The following is a 22,124-nucleotide window of genomic DNA, read 5'->3' as shown; positions in this document are numbered from 1 at the left end:
CCCAATGCGACAGCGTCAGGCTGCTTTGCGCGCACGCCGATGCGCCATACAGGAACAATGGGGCCAATGCGAGAAGTTTTATTTTCATACGCGGTTCTCCAAAACCTGATTTTTTATTTGCATCCCTAATTATCTAATTTTTAATTGACGAAAAAGTTGGCTCGTCAGTTTATCTAGTTCATTGGCGCGCTTTGCTCTGCGCGCGTTTGCAATGCAGCGGCGCCGCGCCCGACCATCACGAACAGCGCACACGCGGACACCAGCGCGGGCAAGGCAAGAAGGCTAAACACCGCGCCAAACTGCCAGCCGAATCCCATCAGTGCCGCGCCGACCAATGCACCCGCCACCCCGCCTATGCGCCCCACACCCAGCATCCACGCAACACCTGTCGCCCGGCCGTGCGTCGGATAAAACGCGGCGGCGAGCGCGGACATCGACGTGACCGCACTCGTCACCAATGTGCCGGTCAGGAAGACGAGCGCGCCAAGCCACAACTGGTGACCGACACCGCGCCCTACCAGCAGAACCATCAGCGCAGCGAGCACGTACGTTGCCGCGATCACGCGATTGGCGTTGAACCGGTCCATGACCCAGCCGACGCACAGGTTGCCCAGCACGCCGCCAAGCGGGAAAAGCGATGTCATCAGGGCCGCATGCGCACCGGAGAAGCCAGTGTCGCGAAACAGCGTAGGCAGCCAGTTGGTGAGCAGGTAGTAGATCAGCAGGCCCATGAAGTACGCGAGCCACAACATCAGCGTGCCGAAGCGATACTGCCGCGACAGCACGACGCGAATCGCCGATTCGCGTTTCGTGCTCGCGCCCCCCTCCGGGGCGACGAAGCGGCAACCTTCGAGCGCCGCGCCGCGTGCAATGCGGCCGAGGATGCGTGCGATCTTCGCGTCGGCGCGTTGGCGTACCGCCATGAACTGAACCGATTCCGGCAACAGCATCACCAGCAGGACGGCCAGCGCGATCGGCCCGATACCGCCGGCGACCAGCACGCTTTGCCAGCCGAAATGCGGAATCAGCCATGCGGCGGCGAATCCACCGAGCGCGAGGCCGGTGGAAAAGCCGCAAAACATCGTATTGACGACGACGGCGCGCACGCGCGTCGGTGCATATTCGGACATCAGTGTGACCGCGTTCGGCATGGCTGCCCCGAGCCCGAGGCCCGTGCAAAGGCGCAGCGCGGTCAGCGACTCGATCGAGTTCGCGAACGCTGAAGCAAGACTCCACAGTCCGAAGAACGCCACGGAAAGCACCAGCACGGTCTTGCGTCCGAGCCGGTCGGCGAGCGGCCCGGCCAATACCGCACCGATGCCGAGCCCGACGAGCGCCGCGCTCATCACCGGCCCGAGCGCGACGCGCTGGATGCCCCACTGCTGCACGAGCGATGGCGCGATAAAGCCGATGGCTGCCGTGTCGTAGCCGTCGGCCGCGACAACGAGAAAGCAGAGCGCGAGAATGAGCCACTGAAACGGCGAGAACCGCTGGCCGTCAATGAAGGCTTGCGTATCGACGACGCGTTCGAAGGTGTTCATGCGCGCCCCCTGATCACGTGATGGACGAGCGGGGGCAGCGAGCGGGCGAGGCCGGCGCGATCGAGCGTTTCCATTGCGATATCTCCAAAGATTGATGTCGTTTTATTGCGGCACCGTACCCGCTGGCGCGCGACGGTCTGGCAGCCGCAGCGGCGCGCCGCAAGCGCCGCTGCGAGTCAGATTCGGCTCAGCGCTCGCGCCAACGCGCGAGGGTGCGGAACTCGACCTGCCGGATGATCCGGTTTTCCTGTGCGAGGATCAGATGCGCGGAAGCCTGCAGATAGGCGGGCCACTCGGGATCGGCATCGCGCGCGGTGCGGCGTTGATCGTAGTCGGCGATACTCTCGTAGCCCCACAGGTGAACCACCTGGTTCAGCGCGCCGATATCGCTCGTGTAGAAGCCGACCGGCGCGCCGAGGTACTTCAACTGGATCGGCATGGCGAGCCGGTCGAAGACGTCGAGAAACTCCGCCATGCCACGCGGGCGGATCGTGTAGATCCGGTGATCGATGAAAGGTTTGCCGTTGCTCACGTGCCGGTCCTCCTGGTTGCTTGCATTGCCGGGGAAGCTGCCACTTCGTCGAAGCCCGCGAGATGCCGGCCAGTGACATAGCCGAATGTCATGATCGGACCCAGCGTGATGCCCGCACCGGGATAGTTGCCGCCCATGATGCTCGCGCGATCGTTGCCGCCCGCGTACAGCCCGGGGATCGGCTCGCGGCGTTCGTCGAGCACCTTGCCTTCGACGCTCGTGACGATGCCGTCGAAGGTCCCCAGGTCGCCCATGACGACCTTCAACGCGTAATACGGGCCGTCACCGACGGGCGCGACGCATGGGTTGGGCTGCTGCGCGGGATCTGCCAGATAGCGGTTGAAAGACGTCGTTCCGCGACCGAACTGCGTGTCCACGCCGCGCGCCGCGCCTTCGTTGTAGCGCCGCACAGTTGCTCCGAGCGCGGCAGCGTCGATGCCGGCATTGCGCGCCAGCTCGGCAAGCGTGCGCCCCTTCTTCAGATAGCCGCTGCGCAGGTGCGCTCCGAGCGGAACCGGTGCGGGTTTCGCATAGCCGAGACCATATTTGCGGATAGTCGCGTGATCGCAGATGAGCCACATCGCGGTCTCGCGTTCGCCCTTGCACGCCTCGATCATCGCGGCGCCAACGTCGTGATAGGAATTGGCCTCGTTCGTGAAGCGCTGCCCATGTCGCGTGACGCCGATAATCCCCGGCTTGTAGCGATCGAGCAGATGCGGAAACACGCCCGGCGCACCGTTCTTGCGCGGCACCAGTGAAACCGGCATCCACGCGGCCGGCTCGCGATAACGCAGCGGCACCTGGGCGCCGACCTGCTCCGCCATGCGTGCGCCGTCGCCGGTGTTGCCCGGCGGCACGGGCGACACGTGCTGACTCCCTCTTCGCACGTGCGCATACGCCTTCGCAATGCGTGCCACGTCGTGCGAGAAGCCGCCGCAGGCAAGCACGACACCGCACCGTGCATCGATCGTGTATTCGCCCTCGGGACCGGCAACGCGAGCGCCGCACACCCGCTGGCCGCTCATCACGAGTTCGCGTGCGGCCGTGCCGGTGTGGATGGGAATCCCGAGATCCAGCGCCGATTTCGCGAGCCGCGCCGCGAGCGCGTTGCCGCTCGTCACCTGAACGCCCCGGCGGTAGCGCACGAGATCCTTCAGGTGGCTCGCGAGCCGCTTCGCGACATACGCCGCCGACTGCAGCGAACGCGTCGCGTTGAAAAAGTGCTTCAGGTCGGCATTGGACGAATTGAACATCATGCCGATGAACGTGATCGTCGCGAGCGGTGGACGCAACCTCGCGAGATCGGCGCCCAGCTCGCTGGCGTCGAACGGCGCCGCCACGACCGAGCGGCCGATATCGACGCCGCCCGGCACATTCGGGTGATAGTCGGGGTAGAGCGTCGGCACGAAGCGAACCTGCGTTTCGCGCTCGAAGAATTCGAGCATTTTCGGACCGACATCGAGAAAAGTATCCACGGCCTGTGCGTCGAAGAACGCGCCTGTTTCGTTCTGCAGATAAGTGCGTGCGGCTTCGCGCGTATCCGCGACACCGTTCGTCTGCGCGTGGTGATTGCCGGGAATCCAGAGCACGCCACCGGAAAACGCGGTCGTGCCGCCAAAGCAGTCTTCCTTCTCGATCACGACCACGTCGAGGCCGTGCTTGCGCGCAGTGATGGCCGTCGAAAGGCCGCCGGCACCGGAGCCGATCACGAGCACATCGCATGTCTGCGTACGCTGTGCTGCCTGGGTTGTCATGGGGTGTCTCCTTCTTTGCAGGGACGAGCGCAGTCCGCACGCGAGGCGTGCCTGTCCCGTCCGTTTTACGTTTGATGTGTCGCGCGATGACGCGTGGCTAGGCGCTGCGCGCCTCGAAGCCGGGGCGCGGCACGAGATCCATCAGCATCGATTCGAGGCCGCCGTCTACCGAGATTTCGGCGCCGTTCACGTAGCCCGCACGTTCGCTCGCGAGAAACGCGGCAACCTCGGCGATATCGACCGGCCGGCCAATGCGGCGGCTTGCGGTCATTGCCGAGCGCCGTGCCTCGACGTCGCCCTGTGCATAGAACGATTCGGAGAGCGGCGTGCGGATGAGGCCTGGGCAGATCACGTTGCTGCGCACGCCGCGTGGGCCCCACTCGGCCGCGATCTGGCGCGACAACATCGACACGCCCGCCTTGCCGGCGCTATAGGCGCCGCTCCAGGTCTGCGGATGATGTGCGGCGACCGAAGCGATATGTACGATGCTGCCCGAGCGGCGCGCGAGCATGGCGCGGCCAAACGCCTGCGAACACAGCATATAGCCGGTCAGGTTCACCTGAAGCACCGTATTCCACGTTTGCAGATCGATGTCCTCGATACCGCCGGCGCGCAGGAAGCCCGCGTTGTTGATCAGCACGTCAGCCGCGCCGAACGCTCGCTCCACCTCGGCCGCGGCATCGCGAACGCTGCTTTCGTCGCCGATATCGCACGTCACCGCCATCGCTTCGACGTCCTGCTCGCGCAACGTGTGCGCGACACGCGCGCAGCCCTCTGCGTCGCGATCGACCAGCACGAGACGCGCGCCCGCTTCGGCGAGCGTCGATGCGATCGCGCTGCCTATGCCGCCCGCCGCCCCGCTCACCACGCACACCTTGCCCGCCAGATTCAGCCAGTGGCCGCCTCGCTCACCTGTTTTATTAGTCATCCGAATCACCTCAATGAAAGCCATACGCCCAAAGCGTGTCCTGCGTCTCCAACGAAGAATCTCAATCGATTCCGTGTGCCTGAAGTATAGGCAGGCGGCGTCGGCCGATCATGGACAAAACTTTGGAAAAACAGGACAATTTGCACATGCGAGGGAAGACGACATGAGGAAAATCCCTAATTACGAGCTGTACGGCGAGGCTTCGTCTGCGCGGCCGCCGTGGCATGACGCATTCAATTTCGAGTGGATTCCCGAGCGTAGCCGGCCGAACGACTGGAACATTCCCGCGCACCGCCACGACGCGCTCCTGCAGTTTCTTTACATCCGCAACGGCTATGGCCACGTGGTCATCGAGAGCGAAAAAACACCGTTCGAGCCGCCGTGCCTCGTGATCCTGCCCGCGCAGGTGGTGCACGGTTTCGCGTTTTCGCCGGAGATCGACGGTCTCGTGGTCACGGCGGCGCAGCGCGCGCTGGAGTCCATCGCGAAGTCTGTTTCAACGGCGCTCGTCGCGGTCCTCCAGCGCCCCGCCGTGATTCCGGTGCGTGGGCCGGCAGCCAGCGACGAGACGCTGATGCCGCTGTTTCACCTGCTCGAGGCGGAATTCCGCCGTGGCGCAACCGGTTACACGGCTGCCGGCATGTCACTGTTAATGGCACTTTTTGTACAGGCGGCGCGCCTGATCGACCATGCCACGGTGCCCGTGGCCGCGCTCGCCGCGCGACGCAGCCTGCAAATCAAGCGCTTTCGCGAGCTGATTGCCCGGCATTTCCGCGAGCATCGCCCGGTCGAGTTCTATGCGGACGCGCTCGATGTCACCACGCCGCAACTCGGGCGCATCTGCCGCGAGGAACTCGGCATGTCGCCCACCGCGCTGATCAACGACCATCTGATTCGCGAAGCGCAGCGCGACCTGGTCTACTCGGGCATGACCGTCAAGCAGATCGCACACAGTCTGGGGTTCGAGGACAGCGCGTATTTCAGCCGCTACTTCCGTAAGCAGACCGGCGCGACGCCGCGCGAATTCCAGCGCTCCGCGCATCGCGACCTGGCATTGGGTACGTCATAGGCGAAGCTGCGCATCATGCAGGCGAATGCGTGGCGCAGCACCCTGTATGAGATCGGTGGAATGCTTGCCGAAGGCTCGGCACGGTGGCACCGCTGTGCAGTGCACCGCAGTTAGAGCACGAACGTTCCCCGGCGTGTGCAGCCGCGCACGAGTCCGCGCCGCGCGGCCTCACGAAACGCCGCATTGATGGTATTGAAATGAAAACCCAGATCGTCGGCGATCGCACGCTGCGAGGGCATGCGATCTCCCGGCGCGACGATTCCGAGGCGAATGGCCTCCTCGATCTGGTTGGCGATCGCCAGATAGATCTTGCCGCGAATGCGCGCAAAATCCGGACGCCAGTCGCTTGCCAGCATCCGGTTCTGCGCCCGCTGTTCGCCGTCTTGATCGTGAGGCACGGCTCCCCCATTCTGCGGAAAATTCACAATAAGTACTCAAGGCCAAAGCGCGCGGCTCACGCACGATTTCACGCTCGGCCCGCGACCTCTGATACGCACCGAGACCGCGGACCGCCCGAACGACGGGGCCGCAAACACGGGCGCGGTTTTGACCCGCGCCCGCGCGCCCCGACTTCAGTACGCCGCTGCCGAAAGCGACGTGTTGTACGTGGTGCCGCCAATCACCACGTTCTGCAGCGCGATACCACTGACGTTGCTCACGAAGATCTGCCCAACCTGCGACGCCGGGGTCGTGGCGGTCGTGTTCGAAGGCGTCGAGGGCGTCGTGTTCGTGCAGACCGGCGTGCCGAAGTTGCAGTTCGAAATCGTCACGCCCTGGATCGGCTGCACCGTCGGCGCCGGCGACGGGCCGTTGTAATCCTGTGCTTCCGGACCCTGCGCAACGATCGCCTGGAAGCACGAATTTGCCCCTGCCGTGAAGCCGGACGGCATCGAACTCGTGTACGACACGGCACCCGAAACGTTGGTCGCGGTCACGTTCGTGATGTTGATGTTGTTGATCACGGCAGGATTCCAGCGTACGGCATCGCCAGACGGGCTGTAATCGCAGTCGAACGTGATCAGGCCACCCTGGCCGGTAGCGGGGTTCGGTGCGGTGCCGACCGTGCCCGAGCCCGGGATCGCGTTCGTGACCGGCGGCGTTGCCTTGGTCAGCGAACCGCCACCATACTTACCGGCCAGATTCACGCCGTTGGGCAAGGTCACACCGTTGATCCACACGTTGTTGATGAATCCGCCGCGATTCATGTTCGTCTTGAAGCGAATCGCGATATTCAGCGGATTGGAGGCCCAGTTCTTGTTCTCCATCGTCAGATTGCGTGCATAGACGTTTTCCACGCCCGCGCTCATTTCGCTGCCGATCGTGATGCCGCCGTGACCGCTTTGCATCGTGCAGTTCTGGACCACGATGTTCTGCATCGGGCCGTACTCCGTGTCGAGGCACTTGCCCGACTTGATCGCGATACAGTCGTCGCCGGTGTTGAACTGGACGTTCTGCACGAGCACGGTATTGCACGCGTCCGGGTCGAAGCCGTCGTTGTTCGGGCCAACGCTGTCGGCGAACACGCCGTCGATCACCACGTTCTGGCAACCGGTCGGGTGATGCTGCCAGAACGGCGTGTTCTGCGTGTGATAGTTCTGCAGCAGCACGTTGGTGCAGCCGATGACCTCGACCATGCACGGACGCAGGTAGTGGCCGTTGCCGAAAACGCGGTTCAGCACCGGCACACCAAGCTCCGACAAGGCCGGCAGATAGTTTTGGTCCTGATTCCAGCCCGAGACCGTCAGCAGTGTCATCAGCGTCGTGGTCGTCGACCCGTTCGTGAACGACACGTTGGCCTGCGGATTCGTGATCTGCGACGAAGGCAGGCTCGTGAGCGCGACGTTGTTCGGGTTCGCATAAGCCTGCGAGGGCGTCGACGAGCCCGCGCATCCGTACTCGTTAGCGGTGCCCTTGTAGGTCCACCAGCACGAGGTCGGCGTTTGCGTACTCAACTGCATCGGCGTCATCGCCTGGCCGTTCAGAACGCACGTGTTGTCGTCGGCGGTCAGCGCGATGTTGGTCTGCTGGTACGCATAGATCGGCGAGCCGAAATTCAGGCAGTCGTTTGCCTGCCAGCGTGTCCAGTACAGACTGCCGTTGGCCGTCGGGTACGGGCCATTCTTCGCGTAGTCGGCCGGGTTCGGGCTGAAATAGATCGTGCAACCCGAGGTCAAATGGAAGTTCACGTTGCTCAGCAGCACGATCGGGCCGCCGCAGTACCAGTTCCCCGCCGGCACCACCACGCGGCCGCCCCCCGCCGCGCTCGCGGCCTTGATCGCAGCGTTGAACGCGGAACACGAATCGTATTTCGTATCGGTGTAGTCGCACGGGACCATCACATTCGAGCCGGGGCTTTGCAGGTCGACCGTCGAATTCGCCGACTGCTCCGTACCGCCCGTCACCCAGGGTATCGTGCCGCCCGGCCAGGCCGTCGACTGGATCAGCGCGGCCGCCGGCAGCGCCTGGGCGCCGTAGCTCGTCACCTGAAAATCGACCGCCGGGAACATCGACGGGGTGATTTTCGAGAGCTTGTTGATGATGGCCGTTGCCTGGCCATTGGTCCCCCAGATCGGGTCCGCGTCCGCGCTGGACGTGCCGGCGCCGGCCGCCGCGGAACTCGAAGAGCCGCTGCCACTGCCGCTTCCGCATCCGGGCAGGGTGCCCAGCAACGTTGCCCCGGCGGTGGCGCTCGCGAAAGCGATGAACGTGCGCCGGGCCGGCGACGACGGCTGGTTGGCGTGGTGTGCTGGGCGCTGGGATTTGTCTCTATTGTGCTCTGCCATCTTTTATTTTCCTGTTTTGTCAATCTGATGTGCAATTGATCGACCGACGAACATGAATGCACGCGACGTCGCCGACGCCGTGGTGCTTCCACAGTCGAGATGAGAGCCGATGGGGCCAGATTTGCTGCCCGGATCTCGCCAGCATTGTTGTTAGACGACTTTAGTATTGTCAATCCTTTTAGACCAGGTGAAAACGATTAGCCAATTTTGTCGGGCCAATGTTAAGAAGTATTACAAGTTAGGAGAAATCGGCGGGATCGCCTGGACTCGCGGCTGCGGCCCCCAGAGGCGGCAGCGGACGACTTTGGCAGCCGGTCGCGAAGGTCCGTGTTGCGGCTCGTAGTTACGCTCAGTGGTACTCGTAGTGGCGTAACTCGGCCCGTTAATCCTGCTAGCGTGTTCTCGCCGGGCATAGCGAAACCTGTGAGTTTCACCGTTCCGGTTTATCGCCTGAAGGGTCGCTTCGAGGTTGGCAGCCTTGCGAAGCACAGATACCGGCACCATATCGAGCAACGCTTGCCGTGCCCGGCAGCAAGCAGGCCACTGATGGTGCGAACCGCTCTCCCTTCCAACGGAGAGTGGACACATCGGTATGGTTGAGTACAAGGCACCGCAAGCAGCAGGAAGGGCGTCGTTGACGGTTCGTTGTCCAGCCCATCGGTTGCCCGATTCACCGTATTGGCTACGAGACGTTTCTTCTATTTTTGTGCAATCCCGCTTCGCGCCGAGGCGATTATTTTCCGATATTAAATAATTAGCAATCCGTATCAATAGAAAGTAGACCGCATGATTTGCGCTTCATCTGCGAGCACTCGTTTTCATGCGGTCTGGCCGGAATATCCCGCTGCGGGCACGTCAAAGCAGCGCATAAAGGGAGCGACTCTCACGGAACGGTGCCGATGACCGGATTCGGAAGAACTGGCCGGTGCCCTGCCGGCTAACGCGCCGGCAGGGCATTCAAGAATTTCCGCCGCCACTGAAATCAACGTACGAAAGCCTCTCGTCATGAGACACGCTGCCGGAAAGCGGGTGTGCGCCTATCTCTTCAAGTATTTGATAAGTCGAGTCACGATTCGTCATCAACCGCCATTGACTTCCGCCGGCGGGTTCCCGCCCCACTCCATCCCGACATGCTTCCAGCGCGCGGCTCATGACGCCTCGTTCGAATGACCAGACGGCGACGCCCTCGTTGGCCATGGCCGCGATTGAGATCCCGAGAGACTGGCAGAGGATTTCCTTGGCCGCGACATCGGCAGAATCCGCGCGTCTGGATGCCTCGATCAACGACTCCGTCGTCGTATCAACCACGCGACCGTCGTGTGCAAAAAGCGGCATGTCGACTGTCCACGCTTCTGGCGGACAGGCCTTGCTCACAGGATCCAGCCTGATCAGCGGATTGACTTCAGCAGGGTAAATGCGGCACACCCGGGGGCGTTCGGAGTAAATGCCGCAGCGCATGTCTGCGCCCAGATTTGGGCAGGGGCCATCAAACAACGCGACAAGGGTAACTGTCACGCGTACGGGAAGCTTGCCACTTTGCGCCGGGAAGGATCGCTTGCGCTTGTGTTGCGCCGGCAGATTGGCAACATCGGGCTCCACCGGCCACGAAATCGCTTCGGAAAAGCATTTGACGTCGCCCCCGGCGCGTAACCACGCTATCGCCTCTTCGACACTCAGAGGCAGGCCAAGATCGTGGCAGCATTTTCCGCATTTCGTGCAGGAAAAGTGTATTGAATGACTCATGGAAATTCCGGCATGTTTGTCTGGAGCGGGACGCTATCCGATCATTGCCGAAGGACATGACCACGGCGAGACACGAGCGGCATCCGCACCCGCTTGCTGCGCAACTGTCTGACGTGCGAGTCCATCGCGACGCGATGTCGACTGCACATCAGCCTGGACACGTTAGCTGAACCCGTATGGAAATCAATCTGGCTCGGTGACCGGAACGGCGAATCGCATCGATCACCTGTATGTGAGATCGGGGCTAGAGGCTGATCATGATAGCCCCGCGGAGAATAGCGCAAATCGCTTAAGCAATTCTTATTGCTTCCATACATTTACCTTTTTTGTTCCTGTCATTTACTCCATTCTCCAGGGAGCAGGGGCTGGCATACGTCAGATACTCGCCTGGTTCACGCGCTTCGTCAGTTCCGCGGCACTTTCCTTTCGTTCGCTGTACCGGTCGACCAGATAAGGACCCATGTCCCGGGTCAGCAATGTGAATTTGACCAGTTCCTCCATCACGTCCACGACGCGGTCGAAATACGCCGACGGCTTCATGCGCCCGGCTTCATCGAACTCCATGAAAGCCTTGGCCACCGACGACTGGTTGGGGATGGTCAGCATCCGCATCCAGCGTCCGAGCACGCGCATCTGGTTGACGGCATTGAACGACTGCGACCCGCCGCTCACCTGCATCACGGCGAGCGTCTTGCCCTGGGTCGGCCGGATCGCGCCGACCGAAAGCGGAATCCAGTCGATCTGCGACTTCATGATGCCCGTCATCGCGCCGTGCCGTTCCGGCGAGCACCAGACCATGCCTTCGGACCACAGCACCAGGTCCCGCAATTCGGCCACTTTGGGATGGCTGTCCGGCGCGTCGTCCGGCAGGGGCAAGCCGCTTGGGTTGAAGGTTCGGACTTCGGCCCCCATGGCCGTGAGCAGGCGCGCGGCCTCTTCGGTCAGCAAGCGGCTAAACGAGCGCTCGCGCAGGGAACCATAGAGAAGCAGGATGCGCGGCGGATGGGGCGAAGCGTTCGCGGGCTGCAGGCGACCAATATCGGGTACCCGAAACAGCGAAGGGTCAACCTGCGGCAGTTCAGCCGTGAGATCGGATTCAGGGTTGCGATGAATGATGCCGTTGCTCATGCGATTGATTCCTTATCCTTCAGGCACATTCGTACCAGTCTTTTGAACGGTTGACGATGCGCACGACCAGCAGCATGACCGGCACTTCGATCAGCACGCCCACCACCGTGGCAAGCGCGGCACCTGAATTGAAACCGAACAGGCCGATCGCAGTGGCCACAGCGAGTTCGAAGAAGTTCGATGCGCCGATCAGCGCCGACGGGCAGGCCACATTGTGTTTTTCGCCGACCGCGCGATTGAGCCAGTACGCAAGGGCCGAGTTGAAGAACACCTGGATCAGGATCGGAATGGCCAGCAGAACGATGACGAGCGGCTGCTTCAGGATGGCTTCGCCCTGGAACGCGAACAGCAGCACCAGCGTGGCGAGCAGCGCGGTGATGGACCAGGGGCCGATCTTCGCCAACGCCGCTTCGAACGCCGCCTGCCCTCTCGCGAGCAGCACCATGCGCAGGATCTGCGCGAGGATCACCGGGATGACGATATAGAGCACAACGGAGGTGAGCAGCGTCGCCCATGGCACCGTGATCGCCGACATGCCGAGCAGCAGGCCGACGAGCGGCGCGAAAGCGACCACCATGATGCTGTCGTTCAGGGCCACCTGCGAGAGCGTGAACAGCGGATCGCCGCCGGTCAGCCGGCTCCAGACGAACACCATCGCCGTGCAAGGGGCCGCCGCAAGCAGGATGAGGCCCGCAACGTAGCTGTCGAGTTGCGCGGCGGGCAGCATCGGCGCGAAGAGATGCTTGATGAAGATCCAGGCAAGAAACGCCATCGAAAATGGCTTCACCAGCCAGTTCACGACGAGCGTGACGCCAATTCCTTTGATGTGCTGACGGACTTCATGCAACGAGCCGAAGTCGACCTTGACGAGCATCGGGATGATCATCACCCAGATCAACAGGCCGACCGGGAGGTTGACATGGGCGTACTCCATCCGGCCAATCGCCTGGAAGACACCGGGCAACACCTGGCCAAGCAGGATGCCCGCGACGATGCACAGCACGACCCATACGGTCAGGTAACGCTCGAAGAAACTGATGGCCGGTTTCGCAGCGCTCTTTCTCGAAGCGGCGACATTGGGGGTGTTCATGGGACGACTCGGCGGGGAATGGTTCAGCTTTGCAGGATGTCGTTTAGCGCATGCTGGAGTTCGGCGTCACTCAAGCGATCCAGCGGCAGTTCAAGCAATTGCAGCATGCGATAGCCGATTGCCTGGCGCGTGCGTTCGAACGCTTGCCGCTTGCCTTCATCGCCGCCCGGCGCGTTCGAAGGATCGGCGTAACTCCAGTGGACCTTGACCGGGCTTCCCGGCCAGAACGGACACTGTTCGGCGGCTGCGCTATCGCACACCGTGATGACGATGCGCATTTGCGGCGCGCCTTCCTTCGCGAACTCGTCCCAGCTTTTGCTGCGATAGCCTTCCGTATCGATGCCGGCGTTCGTCAGCGCTTCGAGCGCGAACGGATTGATCCGGCCGCTTGGCGCACTGCCTGCGCTATAAGCGCGGACATCCTTGCCGAGCTTGCGCGCCCAATGGTTCAACATGCCCTCTGAAAGCACGCTGCGCGCGGAATTGTGGGTGCAGAGAATGAGTACGTTAGTGGTCATGCGTAGGAAACCTTATTGTTTGCCGATGCTATGTATGGCTTTGCGCACGGCCACGGCGACCATCGTGTAGAACGCGGCACCGGTGGCAAGATTGTCAGCGTGGACCTGGACGCGAATGTGATACCGCTTCATGGCGGCGCTGCGTCAGCATTTGCATGAGCCCACGCCCGGCTCGAGGCAAGCCTGGCCCTGGCAGCAGTTTTCGGTCAGAAAGCCCAGCAGCGCATTCATCTGCTCGAAGGCGGTCCGATAGATCAAGCTGCGCCCATCGCGCTCCTGCGTGATCAGCCCGGCATGCATCAGTTCCTTCAGATGAAAGGAAAGCGTCGCGTTGGGAACATCGAGCTGCTCGGCGATGGCGCCCGGCGTCAGTCCCTCGGGGCCGGCCACGACCAGCATCCGGAACACACGCAGGCGAAGCCCGTGAGCAAGCGCCGCAAGGGCGCGGATGACATCGTTTTCTTCCATATTTCCAATATATTCGAAATGATGGCCGAGCGCAAGCAATCCTGATTGCCGGCGACGTCTCGTTCCCGGTCGCCCCGTGCCAGTCGGAGCTATCGAACGAACGTCATCCACTTTCGATGCGCGGCATGACGAAAATGCATGCGCGTCATGCGAACTAATCGATTGTTCGCGGCCCCTGGCCACTCTGAAAATGTCGCAAGACGCTGCCCCAACCCCGGTGCAGCGCATGCGCGGTGACAGGCCAGATCCAGGTGCCGACCAGCACGCGCCGCACCGGCCCCTCCCGTGCCGGGAGCAACGATGAGCGACGATCGATGAATTCACAAAACTTCTCCCCATGCCTCAAGGAGGCATTCGCCCCTTCGCCAATCGCCACGCCGCGCGGCGTGCCAACCTGTGGTGAGGCACTCGTCGCGCTGCTGGAACGCTATGGCGTGGAATACGTATTCGGGATCCCGGGCGTGCACACCGTCGAGCTGTACCGGGGCCTCGCCGCCTCGTCGCTCAGCCACGTCACGCCGCGCCACGAACAGGGCGCGGGCTTCATGGCGGACGGCTACGCGCGCGTCACCGGCAAGCCTGGTGTCTGCTTCATCATCACGGGCCCCGGCATGACGAACATTGCTACCGCGATGGCCCAGGCCTACGCGGACTCCGTCCCGATGCTCGTGATCTCGAGCGTCAATGCGCGGCGCGAACTCGGCAGCGGCGACGGCCGGCTGCATGAATTGCCCTCGCAGCAGCAGGTTTTCGCGGGCATGACGGCCTTCTCGCACACGCTCTTCGATGCGGCCGACCTGCCGCAAGTGCTCGCGCGGGCGTTCGCCGTCTTCACGAGCGAGCGACCGCGTCCGGTTCACATCGAAATTCCGCTCGATGTGATCGTCGCGCCCGCGCCGGGTCTCGCGCAAGCGCCGGTCGTGCGGGCCTCGAAGCCCGCGCCCGACGCCTGCGCGATCGAGGCAGCCGCCTCCCTGCTCGCCAAGGCGAAACGTCCGCTGATCCTCGCTGGCGGCGGCGCCGCGCACGCCGGGGCGCCGCTGCGCGCGCTGGCCGAGCGCCTGCAGGCGCCCGTCGCGCTCACGATCAATGCAAAGGGTTTGCTGCCGCCCGATCATCCGCTCTTGCTCGGCTCGACGCAGTCGCTGCCGCAAACGCGCGCGCTCGTGCGCGAAGCCGATGTCGTCCTCGCCATCGGCACCGAGTTGGGCGAAACGGACTACGACGTCATGTTCAATGGCGGCTTCGCCATCGACGGGCAATTGATCCGCATCGACATCGACGCCGAGCAGTTGATGCGCAACTTCTGGCCGGACTGCGCGATCGTCGGCGACGCGCGCAGCGCGCTCTCAGGCCTGCTCGCCACGCTCGATTCGCATGAAACACGCGAAACGCGCGAGCCGCGCGCGGCATCCGCCAATTGGGGCGCCACGCGCGTCGCGTCCGTGCGCGCCGCCATCGCCGCCGGCTACGACGCATCCACGCGCGTCCAGGCCAAGCTGCTCGACACCCTTGCGGCCGCGCTGCCCGACGTGATCGTCGTGGGCGACTCGACGAGCCCGGTCTATGCCGGCAATTTCACCTACGATGCGGCCGCGCCGCGTTCGTGGTTCAACTCGTCGACGGGTTACGGCACGCTGGGCTACGGCCTGCCAGCCGCCATTGGCGCCAAGCTCGCCGCGCCGCAGCGCCCCGTCGTCTGCCTGATCGGCGACGGCGGCCTTCAGTTCACGCTGCCCGAGCTCGCCAGCGCCGTCGAAGCCGGCGTGCCCGTGATCGTCGTCGTCTGGAACAACAAGGGCTACGGCGAGATCCGCAAGTACATGGTCGCCCGCGACATCACGCCGGTCGGCGTCGATCCGTACACGCCCGACTTCCTCGCCCTCGCCCGCGGATTCGGCTGTGCGGCGCGCAGCGCCAACGGTCCCGCCGCGCTCGCCGCGGCGCTGGAAGACGCGGCGGCTCTGAGCGTGCCGACTGTGATCGAGATTCATGAAGCGGACTGGTTCGCGAAGGTGGTCGCATGAACACGGCCGCGCTCAGCCAGTACGACGTGCCGCTGCACACGCAGCTCCTCATCGGCGGATCCTGGTCCGCCTCTGCCGACGGCCGACGACTGCCCGTGATCAATCCGTCGACGGAAACCGTGATCGCCGAAGTCGACGCGGCCGGCGAGGCCGACGTCGAGCGCGCGGTTCGCGCCGCCGCACACGCATTCGAAGGCTGGAAATCGACGACGGGCGCGGCACGCGCCGCGCGGCTGCGCTCGATCGCGCGTGGTGTCGAAGCGCAGCGCGAACGCCTCGCCGCTTTGCAGTCGCTCAATAACGGCAAGCCGCTCGCCGAAGCCGACATCGACGTGAGCGATGTCGTCGCCACGTTCGACTATTACGCCAGTCTCGCCGAAGGGCTCGACACGCTCGGCGAAACCGAGGTCGAACTACCCGGCACGGACTTCCGTGCGTGGATCCGGCGCGAGCCGGCCGGCGTCGCCGCGCTGATCGTCCCCTGGAATTTCCCGATGGTGACGACGGCGTGGAAGCTCGCGCCTGCCCTGGCGGCAGGCTGCACGGTCGTGCTGAAGCCGTCGGAGGTCACGCCGCTGCCGGAACTGGAACTGGCCGCAATCGCCATGGAAGCGGGCCTGCCGCCCGGCGTGCTCAACGTGATCACCGGCACCGGTCCCGAAGTCGGCGCCCGGCTCGCGGCCCATCCGAGCGTTGCCAAAGTGTCCTTCACGGGCAGCACCGCCGTCGGCACGCAGGTCATGAAAACCGCCGCCGAAACGATCAAGGGCGTGGGCCTCGAACTGGGCGGCAAATCGTCGATCGTCGTCTTCGCCGATGCCGACCTCGACCTCGCCGTCGATCTGATCGCAGGCGGCGGCTTCTTCAACGCCGGACAAATGTGCTCGGCGACATCGCGCGTGCTCGTGCAGCAGCCCATTGCCGCCGAATTGCTAGCACGCCTCGCGCAGCGCGCCGAAAACCTCGTAGTCGGCGATCCGTTCGCGCCAGGCGTCCAGATGGGCCCGCTCACGAGCTGCGCGCAGTACGCGCGCGTGACGCACGCGATCGCCGAAGGCTGCGCGAGCGGCGCACGGCTCGTCGCGGGCGGCACGCCGCCCGAACGGCCCGGTTACTTCGTACGCCCGACCATCTTCGCCGACGTGCCGACCGAAAGCGCGCTATGGCGCGACGAGATCTTCGGCCCCGTGCTCTGCGTACGCGCGTTCGATACCGAGGCCGAGGCCATCGCCACGGCCAACGATACCCAGTACGGCCTCGTCGCGACCGTGGTGACGCGCGACGCCGCGCGCGGCACGCGCATGGCCGCCGCGCTCGAAGCGGGTGTGGTGTGGCTCAACTCGCCCCAGGTGATCTTTCCTCAGACCTCATGGGGCGGCTACAAGCAGAGCAGTCTCGGCCGCGAACTCGGCCCGTTTGGCCTCGCCGCGTTTCAGGAAATCAAGCAGGTGGTGCGGCCCGCCTGAGCGCGCCCTCGCTCCCAGCGCGCCATGAGGGAATCTCATGGCACGCATGAGGAGATTTCGATTGTTGGGGGAATTTGGGCCACCTACATTTTCTTCAAACCCCCGCGCCGCGGGACAGCGGTCAACGCCCCGTCCAGGCCCCTACGGAACCCCTTCGAGGCCGCGTCATTCCACAGGAGAGCATCATGCAGAGTTTCAAACCCGGCAGAAGGCAGGCCATTAAGGTCATCGGCGCGACGCTCGGTGCATGCGCCGTACCGATGCCGTTCGTTCAGACGGCCCGCGCCCAGAATCATAATTTCGCCGGCAAGACGCTGCGTCTTCTGACGTGGTCGGACGATACCGGCGCGGCCGCGCTGCGCAACATCGCGGAGACGTTCAGCAAGCAGACGGGCGCGAAAGTCATCGCGGACCGCGCCGACGGCACGTCCGGCATGGTCGCGAAGGTCAAGGCCGCGGGCGACCGTCCCACGTACGACGTCATCACGCTTGCCGGCGTCGGCGCTTCCGGTCTTGCCGACGCGGGCCTCCTCGCCAAGCCAGATCTCGACCGCCTGCCGAACCTGAAGGACGTTCCGGCTGCCTACCGAACCGGCGCGAACGGCTTTGGCGTGGGCTATCTCCTGTGGTCGGACGGGCTCGTCTACAACACCTCGACCGTGAAGACGCCGCCCGCAAGCTACGAGGCGCTTTGGGATCCGAAGTATTCGGGCCGCCTCTTCCTGCCGCCGCCGGAATGGGCCGAAGCCGTGGACCTCACGATCATCGCGGCCAAACTCGCTGGCGGCTCGCAACAGAACATCGAGCCCGGCTTTCACAAGCTCGCCGAACTGAAGGACCGCGTGATGACGCTCGGCGAGAACCCGAACCAGATTGCCGACCTGTTCCGCACCGGCTCGCTCGACATCGGCGGCATCTATTCCGCTGCGTTCTTCCCCGACCAGATCCGCAAGCCCGAATACAACATGGGCATCACGTACGGCATGAAGGAAGGCTTCGCCACGCAGCTGATGTTCACCGTGATTCCGAAAGCGCACCCTGGCGACCTCGACCTCATTCACGCGTTCATCAACCACTCGCTCGACGCGGGCGTGCAGGGCCGCATGGCGGCCGACGTGCTGAACGGCCCTGTCAACGGCCGCGCGGTGATCCCGGCCGAAAGCCGCGCATTCGTGCCCTCGCCCAAACAGATCGCCGAAAAAGCCGTGCTGCACGACGACAAGGCGCTCGCCGCCGTCCAGGCCGCATGGATCAAGCGCTACACCGGCCTCTTCGCCGCCTGACGCCATGTCCGCCCTTTCATCACCCACCGCGCAGCCGGCCGCATCGTCCACGAGCGAGGCGCGCGACCAGCCCGCGCTGCCCCGCGTGCCGCCATGGCTGCTGCTCGCGCCGATCGTCGCCGTGCTCTCCGTGCTCGTCGCCGCCACGCTCGTCGTGCTGCGCATGAGCTTCGGCGTGTCCGGCAACGAATGGCACACGTTCACGCTGCAGAATTACGCGGACCTCGCGGACGCTTACTTCCTCAAGTCGCTCTGGCTCACGGTCCGGCTCGCGTTCGAGAGCATGGTCTTCGCGATGCTGCTCGCAATTCCCGTGGCGCTAGCGATGGCCCGCACCGAATCGCGGCTCGCGCGCCGCCTCATCCTGGCCTGCGTGCTGTTGCCGCTGCTCGTGAACCTGCTGCTGCAGGGCTACGGCTGGCTCGTGATCCTCGGCCCAGCGGGGCTGCTGAACCATGCGTTGAAGGCGGCCGGCCTCGCGGGGCGTCCGGTGATGTGGTTGTACCGCGAACAGGGCGTGCTGCTCGGCCTGATCCAGACCGCCTTCCCGCTCGCCGTTCTGCCGATGTCGAGCGCGCTGCGCGCGGTCTCGCGCTCGTTCGACGAAGCCTCGGCCACGCTCGGCGCCTCGCGCTGGCAAACGCTGCGGTACGTCACGCTGCCGCTCGCGATGCCGGGCATCGTATCCGGCGCGCTGCTCGTGTTCGCCTACAACGCGAGTGCGTTTGCGGTTCCGCTGCTGCTCGGTGGCCGGCGCGTGCCGATGCTCGCGGTGCTCGTGCACGACCAGGTGGCCCCGCTGCTGAACTGGCCGGCCGCTTCGGCCTCGGGCGTCGCGCTGATGGCCACGACGCTCTCGGTGATGGCCATATCCCAGCGCCTCGCGCGCCGCCTGCAACACACCGTGGAGCCCCGCTGATGAACCGCCTCCTCCCCAACCCGGCGCTGCCGGGGCGCCTCGGCCGCTCGACCGCCTCGCTCGCCGGCCTCGTGCTGTTTCTCGCCGCGCTGCCGATCCTCACGATGATCGTCATGTCGTTCGGCACGGCCGATACGCTCGAATTTCCGCCCGCGCATTTCGGCCTGCACTGGTACCGCGCCGCGTGGCACACGTTCGTCTCGCCCGACGCAACCGACACGCTCTCGATGGGCACCGCGCTCACCACGAGCCTCGTCGTCGCCATCGCCACGATGGTCGTCTCGACGGTGGCCGCCGTGCCGGCCGCCTACGCGCTCGCGCGTTACCGCTTTCGTGGTCGCATGCTCGTCGAGCAACTGGTCGCGCTGCCGATCGTCTATCCGGTCGTCATGCTTGGGCTCGCGCTGCTGCTCGTCTTCAACGCGCTGCCCGTCGAACTCGGCGTGGTGCGGCTCATCACGGCGCACGTGATCCTCACGCTGCCGTTCACGGTCAAGAACTGTGCGGCTTCGGTGGCCTCGATCGGTCCCGAGTTCGAGGAAGCGGCCTGCCTGATGGGCGCGAGCCCGGGCCGCGCGCTGCGCGACGTCGTGCTGCCGCTCATGCGGCCCGGCATTCTCGCCGGCATGCTGTTCGCGTTCATCGTGTCGTTCAACGAGTTCACGGTGACGTTCTTTCTCTACAACATCGACACGATGACGCTGCCGGTCTGGCTCTATAGCCGCACCGTCTCGTCGCTCGACCCGACCGTGTTCGCCTTTGCGGTGTTCATCGTTGCGATCGACTTCGCGCTGATCTGGCTGCTCGAAAAGCTCGTCGGCGACAACGGCGTTGCGCTCTAGGCGCTCGCTGCGCCCTCCCGCCCCCGACCAAGGAATGACGATGACCCAGCTGATACTGCAGGACGTGACGAAACGCTTCAACGAAGCGTACGCCGTCGATCACGTGAACCTGAGCGTCCCCGACGGCAAGCTCGTGTGCTTTCTCGGCCCCTCGGGCTGCGGCAAGACCACGCTGATGCGCATCATCGCCGGGCTCGAAACGCCCACGTCCGGCTCGATGACGTTTGCCGGCGAAAACCTGCTGCGCGTGAGCGCAAACCGCCGCAACTTCGGCATGGTGTTCCAGTCGCTCGCGTTGTTCCCGCATATGACGGTCGCGCAGAACATCGCGTATCCGCTGCGCCTGCGCAAGACCGATACGGCCGCGCAGTCGCGCCGCGTGGCCGAGCTGCTCGACCTGATCCAGTTGCCGCACGTCGCGGACCGGCTCGTCACGCAACTCTCCGGCGGCCAGCGCCAGCGTGTGGCGATTGCGCGCGCGATCGCCACGTCGCCACGCCTGCTGCTGCTCGACGAGCCGCTTTCCGCGCTCGACGCCAAGCTGCGCGAAGCGATGCAAGTCGAGATCAAGCTACTGCAGCAACGGCTCGGCATCACCACGATCATGGTCACGCACGACCAGCGCGAAGCAATGACGATGGCCGACGAGATCGTCGTGATGGAGAAAGGCCGCATCCAGCAGATCGGCAGGCCGCTCGACATCTATCGCGACCCCGTCAACGAGTTCGTCGCCGATTTCATCGGCCTCGGCAACATCCTGCCCGTGGAAGGCGCCGGCGACGGCCAGATCGTGCTGCGCGGCGGCCAGCGCCTCGCCGTGGCGAACGTGGGCCGGGCGGCGGGGGCTCAACACGACGTGCGCCTGCTGATCCGCCCGGAAGACGTATGCGTGCGATCGCGCGGCGACGCCGCCGCGCCGAACACGTTCGCCGGCGTGGTGACGTTCGTGCGCGACGTGGGCGTTTCGATCGAGGCCACCATTGCGTGCGAAGGCTTCACGCTGACCGCCACTACGACGCCGCGCGAAACGCCCGACCTGCACACGGGCATGCCCGTGTTCGCCGAATTGCCGCCGCACGCCTGCAAGCTCATTGCCGCGCGTGCAGCCGCTTGACGCCCGCAACCTTCGCGCTCCGCACGAATAGCACAACGAAACGATCCACACACCGAATCTTCCAAGGAGACAGCTCACCATGAACGCCTCGTCCCAAATCACCCACCGTGCCCGCTTCGCCCGCGGATTGCTCGCCCGCGCGGCCGTGACGCTCGCCTGCGCAGGCATGCTCGCCGCCGTCGCGCCGGCCGCGCACGCCGACGCGCTCGATACGATCGCGAAGTCGGGCGTCGTGCGCATCGGCGTATTCGAAGACTACCCGCCGTTCGGCTCGATCGGTCCCGACATGCAGCCGCAAGGCTACGATATCGACATGGCCGCGCTGATTGGCAAGGCGCTCAATGCGAAGGTCGAACTCGTGCAGGTCACGGGCGACAACCGCATGGCCTACCTCGCCGATCACAAGACCGACATGCTGCTGTCGGTCGGTCAAACGCCCGAGCGCGCGAAGGTCATCGACTTCTCGCAGGCGTACGCGCCGTACTATCTGGCCGTGTTCGGCCCGAAAAACGTCCCCGTGAAGAGCGCGGCCGATCTCGCGGGCAAGAGCATCGCGGTTGCGCGCGGCACGCTGGAAGACCTGAGCGTGACGAAGGTCGCGCCGCCCAGCGCGACGATCAAGCGCTTCGACGACCCGAACGGCGCGATCGCCGCGTTCCTCTCGGGCCAGGCGCAGTTGCTCGTCGTCGGCAACGACGTGGGTGCGACCATCATCGCGCGTCACCCCTCCATCGATCCTGAGCAGAAGTTTTCGCTCTTTAGCTCTCCCGATCATGTCGGGCTGAACAAGAACGAGCCGCGCCTGATGCAGAAGGTGAACGACGCCATCGCGAGCGCGAAGAAGAACGGCACGCTCAACACGATCTCCCAGAAGTGGCTGCGCGCGCCGCTGCCCACGGACCTGTGATGCAGCGCGCCC

At 64.4% G+C, this 22,124-nt stretch carries 19 protein-coding genes; 8 read left to right on the top strand and 11 right to left on the bottom strand.

The features are described from left to right. Positions 1 to 173: 173 nt before the first annotated feature. The 4 genes from VMJ11_RS20690 to VMJ11_RS20675 all read right to left on the bottom strand — a co-directional run bounded on the left by VMJ11_RS20690 (position 174) and on the right by VMJ11_RS20675 (position 4,755). The gene (locus tag VMJ11_RS20690; protein ID WP_325621255.1) at positions 174 to 1,541 is read right to left on the bottom strand and encodes an aromatic acid/H+ symport family MFS transporter; all 1,368 of its coding nucleotides are present in this window, start codon (positions 1,539 to 1,541) and stop codon (positions 174 to 176) included. A 187-nt stretch (positions 1,542 to 1,728) separates the two neighbouring features. Beyond that, positions 1,729 to 2,073: an NIPSNAP family protein gene (locus VMJ11_RS20685; protein WP_325621253.1), complete on the bottom strand. Its 345-nt coding sequence runs from the start codon at positions 2,071 to 2,073 to the stop codon at positions 1,729 to 1,731. Continuing rightward, positions 2,070 to 3,827: an FAD-dependent oxidoreductase gene (locus VMJ11_RS20680; RefSeq protein WP_325621251.1), complete on the bottom strand. Its 1,758-nt coding sequence runs from the start codon at positions 3,825 to 3,827 to the stop codon at positions 2,070 to 2,072. The genes VMJ11_RS20685 and VMJ11_RS20680 overlap by 4 nt, the downstream gene beginning before the upstream one ends. Positions 3,828 to 3,924: 97 nt before the next feature. Then, on the bottom strand, positions 3,925 to 4,755 hold the full coding sequence (locus VMJ11_RS20675; RefSeq protein WP_325621249.1) for an SDR family oxidoreductase: 831 nt from the start codon (positions 4,753 to 4,755) through the stop codon (positions 3,925 to 3,927). A 163-nt stretch (positions 4,756 to 4,918) separates the two neighbouring features. On the opposite strand from VMJ11_RS20675, the gene VMJ11_RS20670 reads away from it, so the two are divergent. Then, complete coding sequence (locus VMJ11_RS20670; protein WP_325621247.1) at positions 4,919 to 5,824, top strand: helix-turn-helix domain-containing protein; 906 nt, start codon at positions 4,919 to 4,921, stop codon at positions 5,822 to 5,824. A 110-nt stretch (positions 5,825 to 5,934) separates the two neighbouring features. Here the strand turns inward: VMJ11_RS20670 and VMJ11_RS20665 are convergent, their stop codons facing one another. The 7 genes from VMJ11_RS20665 to VMJ11_RS20635 form a co-directional block, all read right to left on the bottom strand. After that, entirely contained in the window at positions 5,935 to 6,222 is a 288-nt protein-coding gene (locus tag VMJ11_RS20665) for a GntR family transcriptional regulator (protein WP_325621245.1), read from the bottom strand. A 174-nt stretch (positions 6,223 to 6,396) separates the two neighbouring features. Next, a complete protein-coding gene (locus VMJ11_RS20660) occupies positions 6,397 to 8,607 on the bottom strand; it encodes a glycoside hydrolase family 28 protein (protein WP_325621243.1) in 2,211 nt (736 codons plus the stop codon). A 957-nt stretch (positions 8,608 to 9,564) separates the two neighbouring features. Further along, complete coding sequence (locus VMJ11_RS20655; protein ID WP_325621242.1) at positions 9,565 to 10,350, bottom strand: YkgJ family cysteine cluster protein; 786 nt, start codon at positions 10,348 to 10,350, stop codon at positions 9,565 to 9,567. A 375-nt stretch (positions 10,351 to 10,725) separates the two neighbouring features. Continuing rightward, positions 10,726 to 11,478, bottom strand: a complete 753-nt coding sequence (gene arsH, locus VMJ11_RS20650; protein WP_325621240.1) for an arsenical resistance protein ArsH — start codon at positions 11,476 to 11,478, stop codon at positions 10,726 to 10,728. A 19-nt stretch (positions 11,479 to 11,497) separates the two neighbouring features. Then, on the bottom strand, positions 11,498 to 12,568 hold the full coding sequence (gene arsB, locus VMJ11_RS20645; RefSeq protein ID WP_325621238.1) for an ACR3 family arsenite efflux transporter: 1,071 nt from the start codon (positions 12,566 to 12,568) through the stop codon (positions 11,498 to 11,500). Positions 12,569 to 12,591: 23 nt separating this feature from the next. Continuing rightward, complete coding sequence (locus VMJ11_RS20640) at positions 12,592 to 13,086, bottom strand: arsenate reductase ArsC (protein ID WP_325621237.1); 495 nt, start codon at positions 13,084 to 13,086, stop codon at positions 12,592 to 12,594. Positions 13,087 to 13,230: 144 nt separating this feature from the next. Next, positions 13,231 to 13,554, bottom strand: a complete 324-nt coding sequence (locus VMJ11_RS20635) for a helix-turn-helix domain-containing protein (RefSeq protein WP_325621268.1) — start codon at positions 13,552 to 13,554, stop codon at positions 13,231 to 13,233. A gap of 314 nt (positions 13,555 to 13,868) precedes the next feature. Here VMJ11_RS20635 and VMJ11_RS20630 point away from each other — a divergent pair, with 314 nt between their 5' ends. The 7 genes from VMJ11_RS20630 (at position 13,869) to VMJ11_RS20600 (ending at position 22,112) form a co-directional block, all read left to right on the top strand. Further along, positions 13,869 to 15,581, top strand: coding sequence for a 5-guanidino-2-oxopentanoate decarboxylase (locus VMJ11_RS20630; protein ID WP_325621235.1), 1,713 nt, complete (start codon positions 13,869 to 13,871; stop codon positions 15,579 to 15,581). Further along, positions 15,578 to 17,047 carry an aldehyde dehydrogenase family protein gene (locus tag VMJ11_RS20625; protein ID WP_325621233.1) on the top strand — a complete coding sequence of 490 codons (1,470 nt, stop codon included), beginning with the start codon at positions 15,578 to 15,580 and terminating at the stop codon, positions 17,045 to 17,047. The genes VMJ11_RS20630 and VMJ11_RS20625 overlap by 4 nt, the downstream gene beginning before the upstream one ends. A 185-nt stretch (positions 17,048 to 17,232) precedes the next feature. Then, complete coding sequence (locus tag VMJ11_RS20620; RefSeq protein ID WP_325621231.1) at positions 17,233 to 18,330, top strand: ABC transporter substrate-binding protein; 1,098 nt, start codon at positions 17,233 to 17,235, stop codon at positions 18,328 to 18,330. A gap of 4 nt (positions 18,331 to 18,334) precedes the next feature. Then, positions 18,335 to 19,249 (top strand): ABC transporter permease, encoded by a 915-nt coding sequence (locus VMJ11_RS20615; RefSeq protein ID WP_325621230.1) that lies wholly within the window; start codon positions 18,335 to 18,337, stop codon positions 19,247 to 19,249. Further along, positions 19,249 to 20,091 carry an ABC transporter permease gene (locus tag VMJ11_RS20610; RefSeq protein ID WP_325621229.1) on the top strand — a complete coding sequence of 281 codons (843 nt, stop codon included), beginning with the start codon at positions 19,249 to 19,251 and terminating at the stop codon, positions 20,089 to 20,091. Before VMJ11_RS20615 ends, VMJ11_RS20610 begins: the two co-directional genes overlap by 1 nt. 40 nt (positions 20,092 to 20,131) lie before the next feature. After that, on the top strand, positions 20,132 to 21,205 hold the full coding sequence (locus tag VMJ11_RS20605; protein WP_325621228.1) for an ABC transporter ATP-binding protein: 1,074 nt from the start codon (positions 20,132 to 20,134) through the stop codon (positions 21,203 to 21,205). 79 nt (positions 21,206 to 21,284) lie between these two features. Continuing rightward, complete coding sequence (locus VMJ11_RS20600; RefSeq protein ID WP_325621227.1) at positions 21,285 to 22,112, top strand: transporter substrate-binding domain-containing protein; 828 nt, start codon at positions 21,285 to 21,287, stop codon at positions 22,110 to 22,112. Positions 22,113 to 22,124: the final 12 nt, after the last annotated feature.

It is taken from the genome of Paraburkholderia sp. (genome assembly GCF_035501035.1).
Classification (GTDB): Bacteria; Pseudomonadota; Gammaproteobacteria; order Burkholderiales; family Burkholderiaceae; genus Paraburkholderia.
The sequence above is the reverse complement of the archived record's forward strand: the minus strand, read 5'-3'. Positions and strand labels throughout refer to the sequence as shown.

Coding starts and splice junctions, on each gene's coding strand:
- arsH (WP_325621240.1), bottom strand. CDS start 11,478: ATGAGCAACGGCATCATTCATCGCAACCCTGAATCCGATCTCACGGCT.
- VMJ11_RS20625 (WP_325621233.1), top strand. CDS start 15,578: ATGAACACGGCCGCGCTCAGCCAGTACGACGTGCCGCTGCACACGCAG.
- VMJ11_RS20610 (WP_325621229.1), top strand. CDS start 19,249: ATGAACCGCCTCCTCCCCAACCCGGCGCTGCCGGGGCGCCTCGGCCGC.
- VMJ11_RS20690 (WP_325621255.1), bottom strand. CDS start 1,541: ATGAACACCTTCGAACGCGTCGTCGATACGCAAGCCTTCATTGACGGC.
- VMJ11_RS20640 (WP_325621237.1), bottom strand. CDS start 13,086: ATGACCACTAACGTACTCATTCTCTGCACCCACAATTCCGCGCGCAGC.
- VMJ11_RS20620 (WP_325621231.1), top strand. CDS start 17,233: ATGCAGAGTTTCAAACCCGGCAGAAGGCAGGCCATTAAGGTCATCGGC.
- VMJ11_RS20630 (WP_325621235.1), top strand. CDS start 13,869: ATGAATTCACAAAACTTCTCCCCATGCCTCAAGGAGGCATTCGCCCCT.
- VMJ11_RS20600 (WP_325621227.1), top strand. CDS start 21,285: ATGAACGCCTCGTCCCAAATCACCCACCGTGCCCGCTTCGCCCGCGGA.
- VMJ11_RS20680 (WP_325621251.1), bottom strand. CDS start 3,827: ATGACAACCCAGGCAGCACAGCGTACGCAGACATGCGATGTGCTCGTG.
- VMJ11_RS20660 (WP_325621243.1), bottom strand. CDS start 8,607: ATGGCAGAGCACAATAGAGACAAATCCCAGCGCCCAGCACACCACGCC.
- VMJ11_RS20615 (WP_325621230.1), top strand. CDS start 18,335: ATGTCCGCCCTTTCATCACCCACCGCGCAGCCGGCCGCATCGTCCACG.
- VMJ11_RS20675 (WP_325621249.1), bottom strand. CDS start 4,755: ATGACTAATAAAACAGGTGAGCGAGGCGGCCACTGGCTGAATCTGGCG.
- VMJ11_RS20670 (WP_325621247.1), top strand. CDS start 4,919: ATGAGGAAAATCCCTAATTACGAGCTGTACGGCGAGGCTTCGTCTGCG.
- VMJ11_RS20635 (WP_325621268.1), bottom strand. CDS start 13,554: ATGGAAGAAAACGATGTCATCCGCGCCCTTGCGGCGCTTGCTCACGGG.
- arsB (WP_325621238.1), bottom strand. CDS start 12,568: ATGAACACCCCCAATGTCGCCGCTTCGAGAAAGAGCGCTGCGAAACCG.
- VMJ11_RS20655 (WP_325621242.1), bottom strand. CDS start 10,350: ATGAGTCATTCAATACACTTTTCCTGCACGAAATGCGGAAAATGCTGC.
- VMJ11_RS20605 (WP_325621228.1), top strand. CDS start 20,132: ATGACCCAGCTGATACTGCAGGACGTGACGAAACGCTTCAACGAAGCG.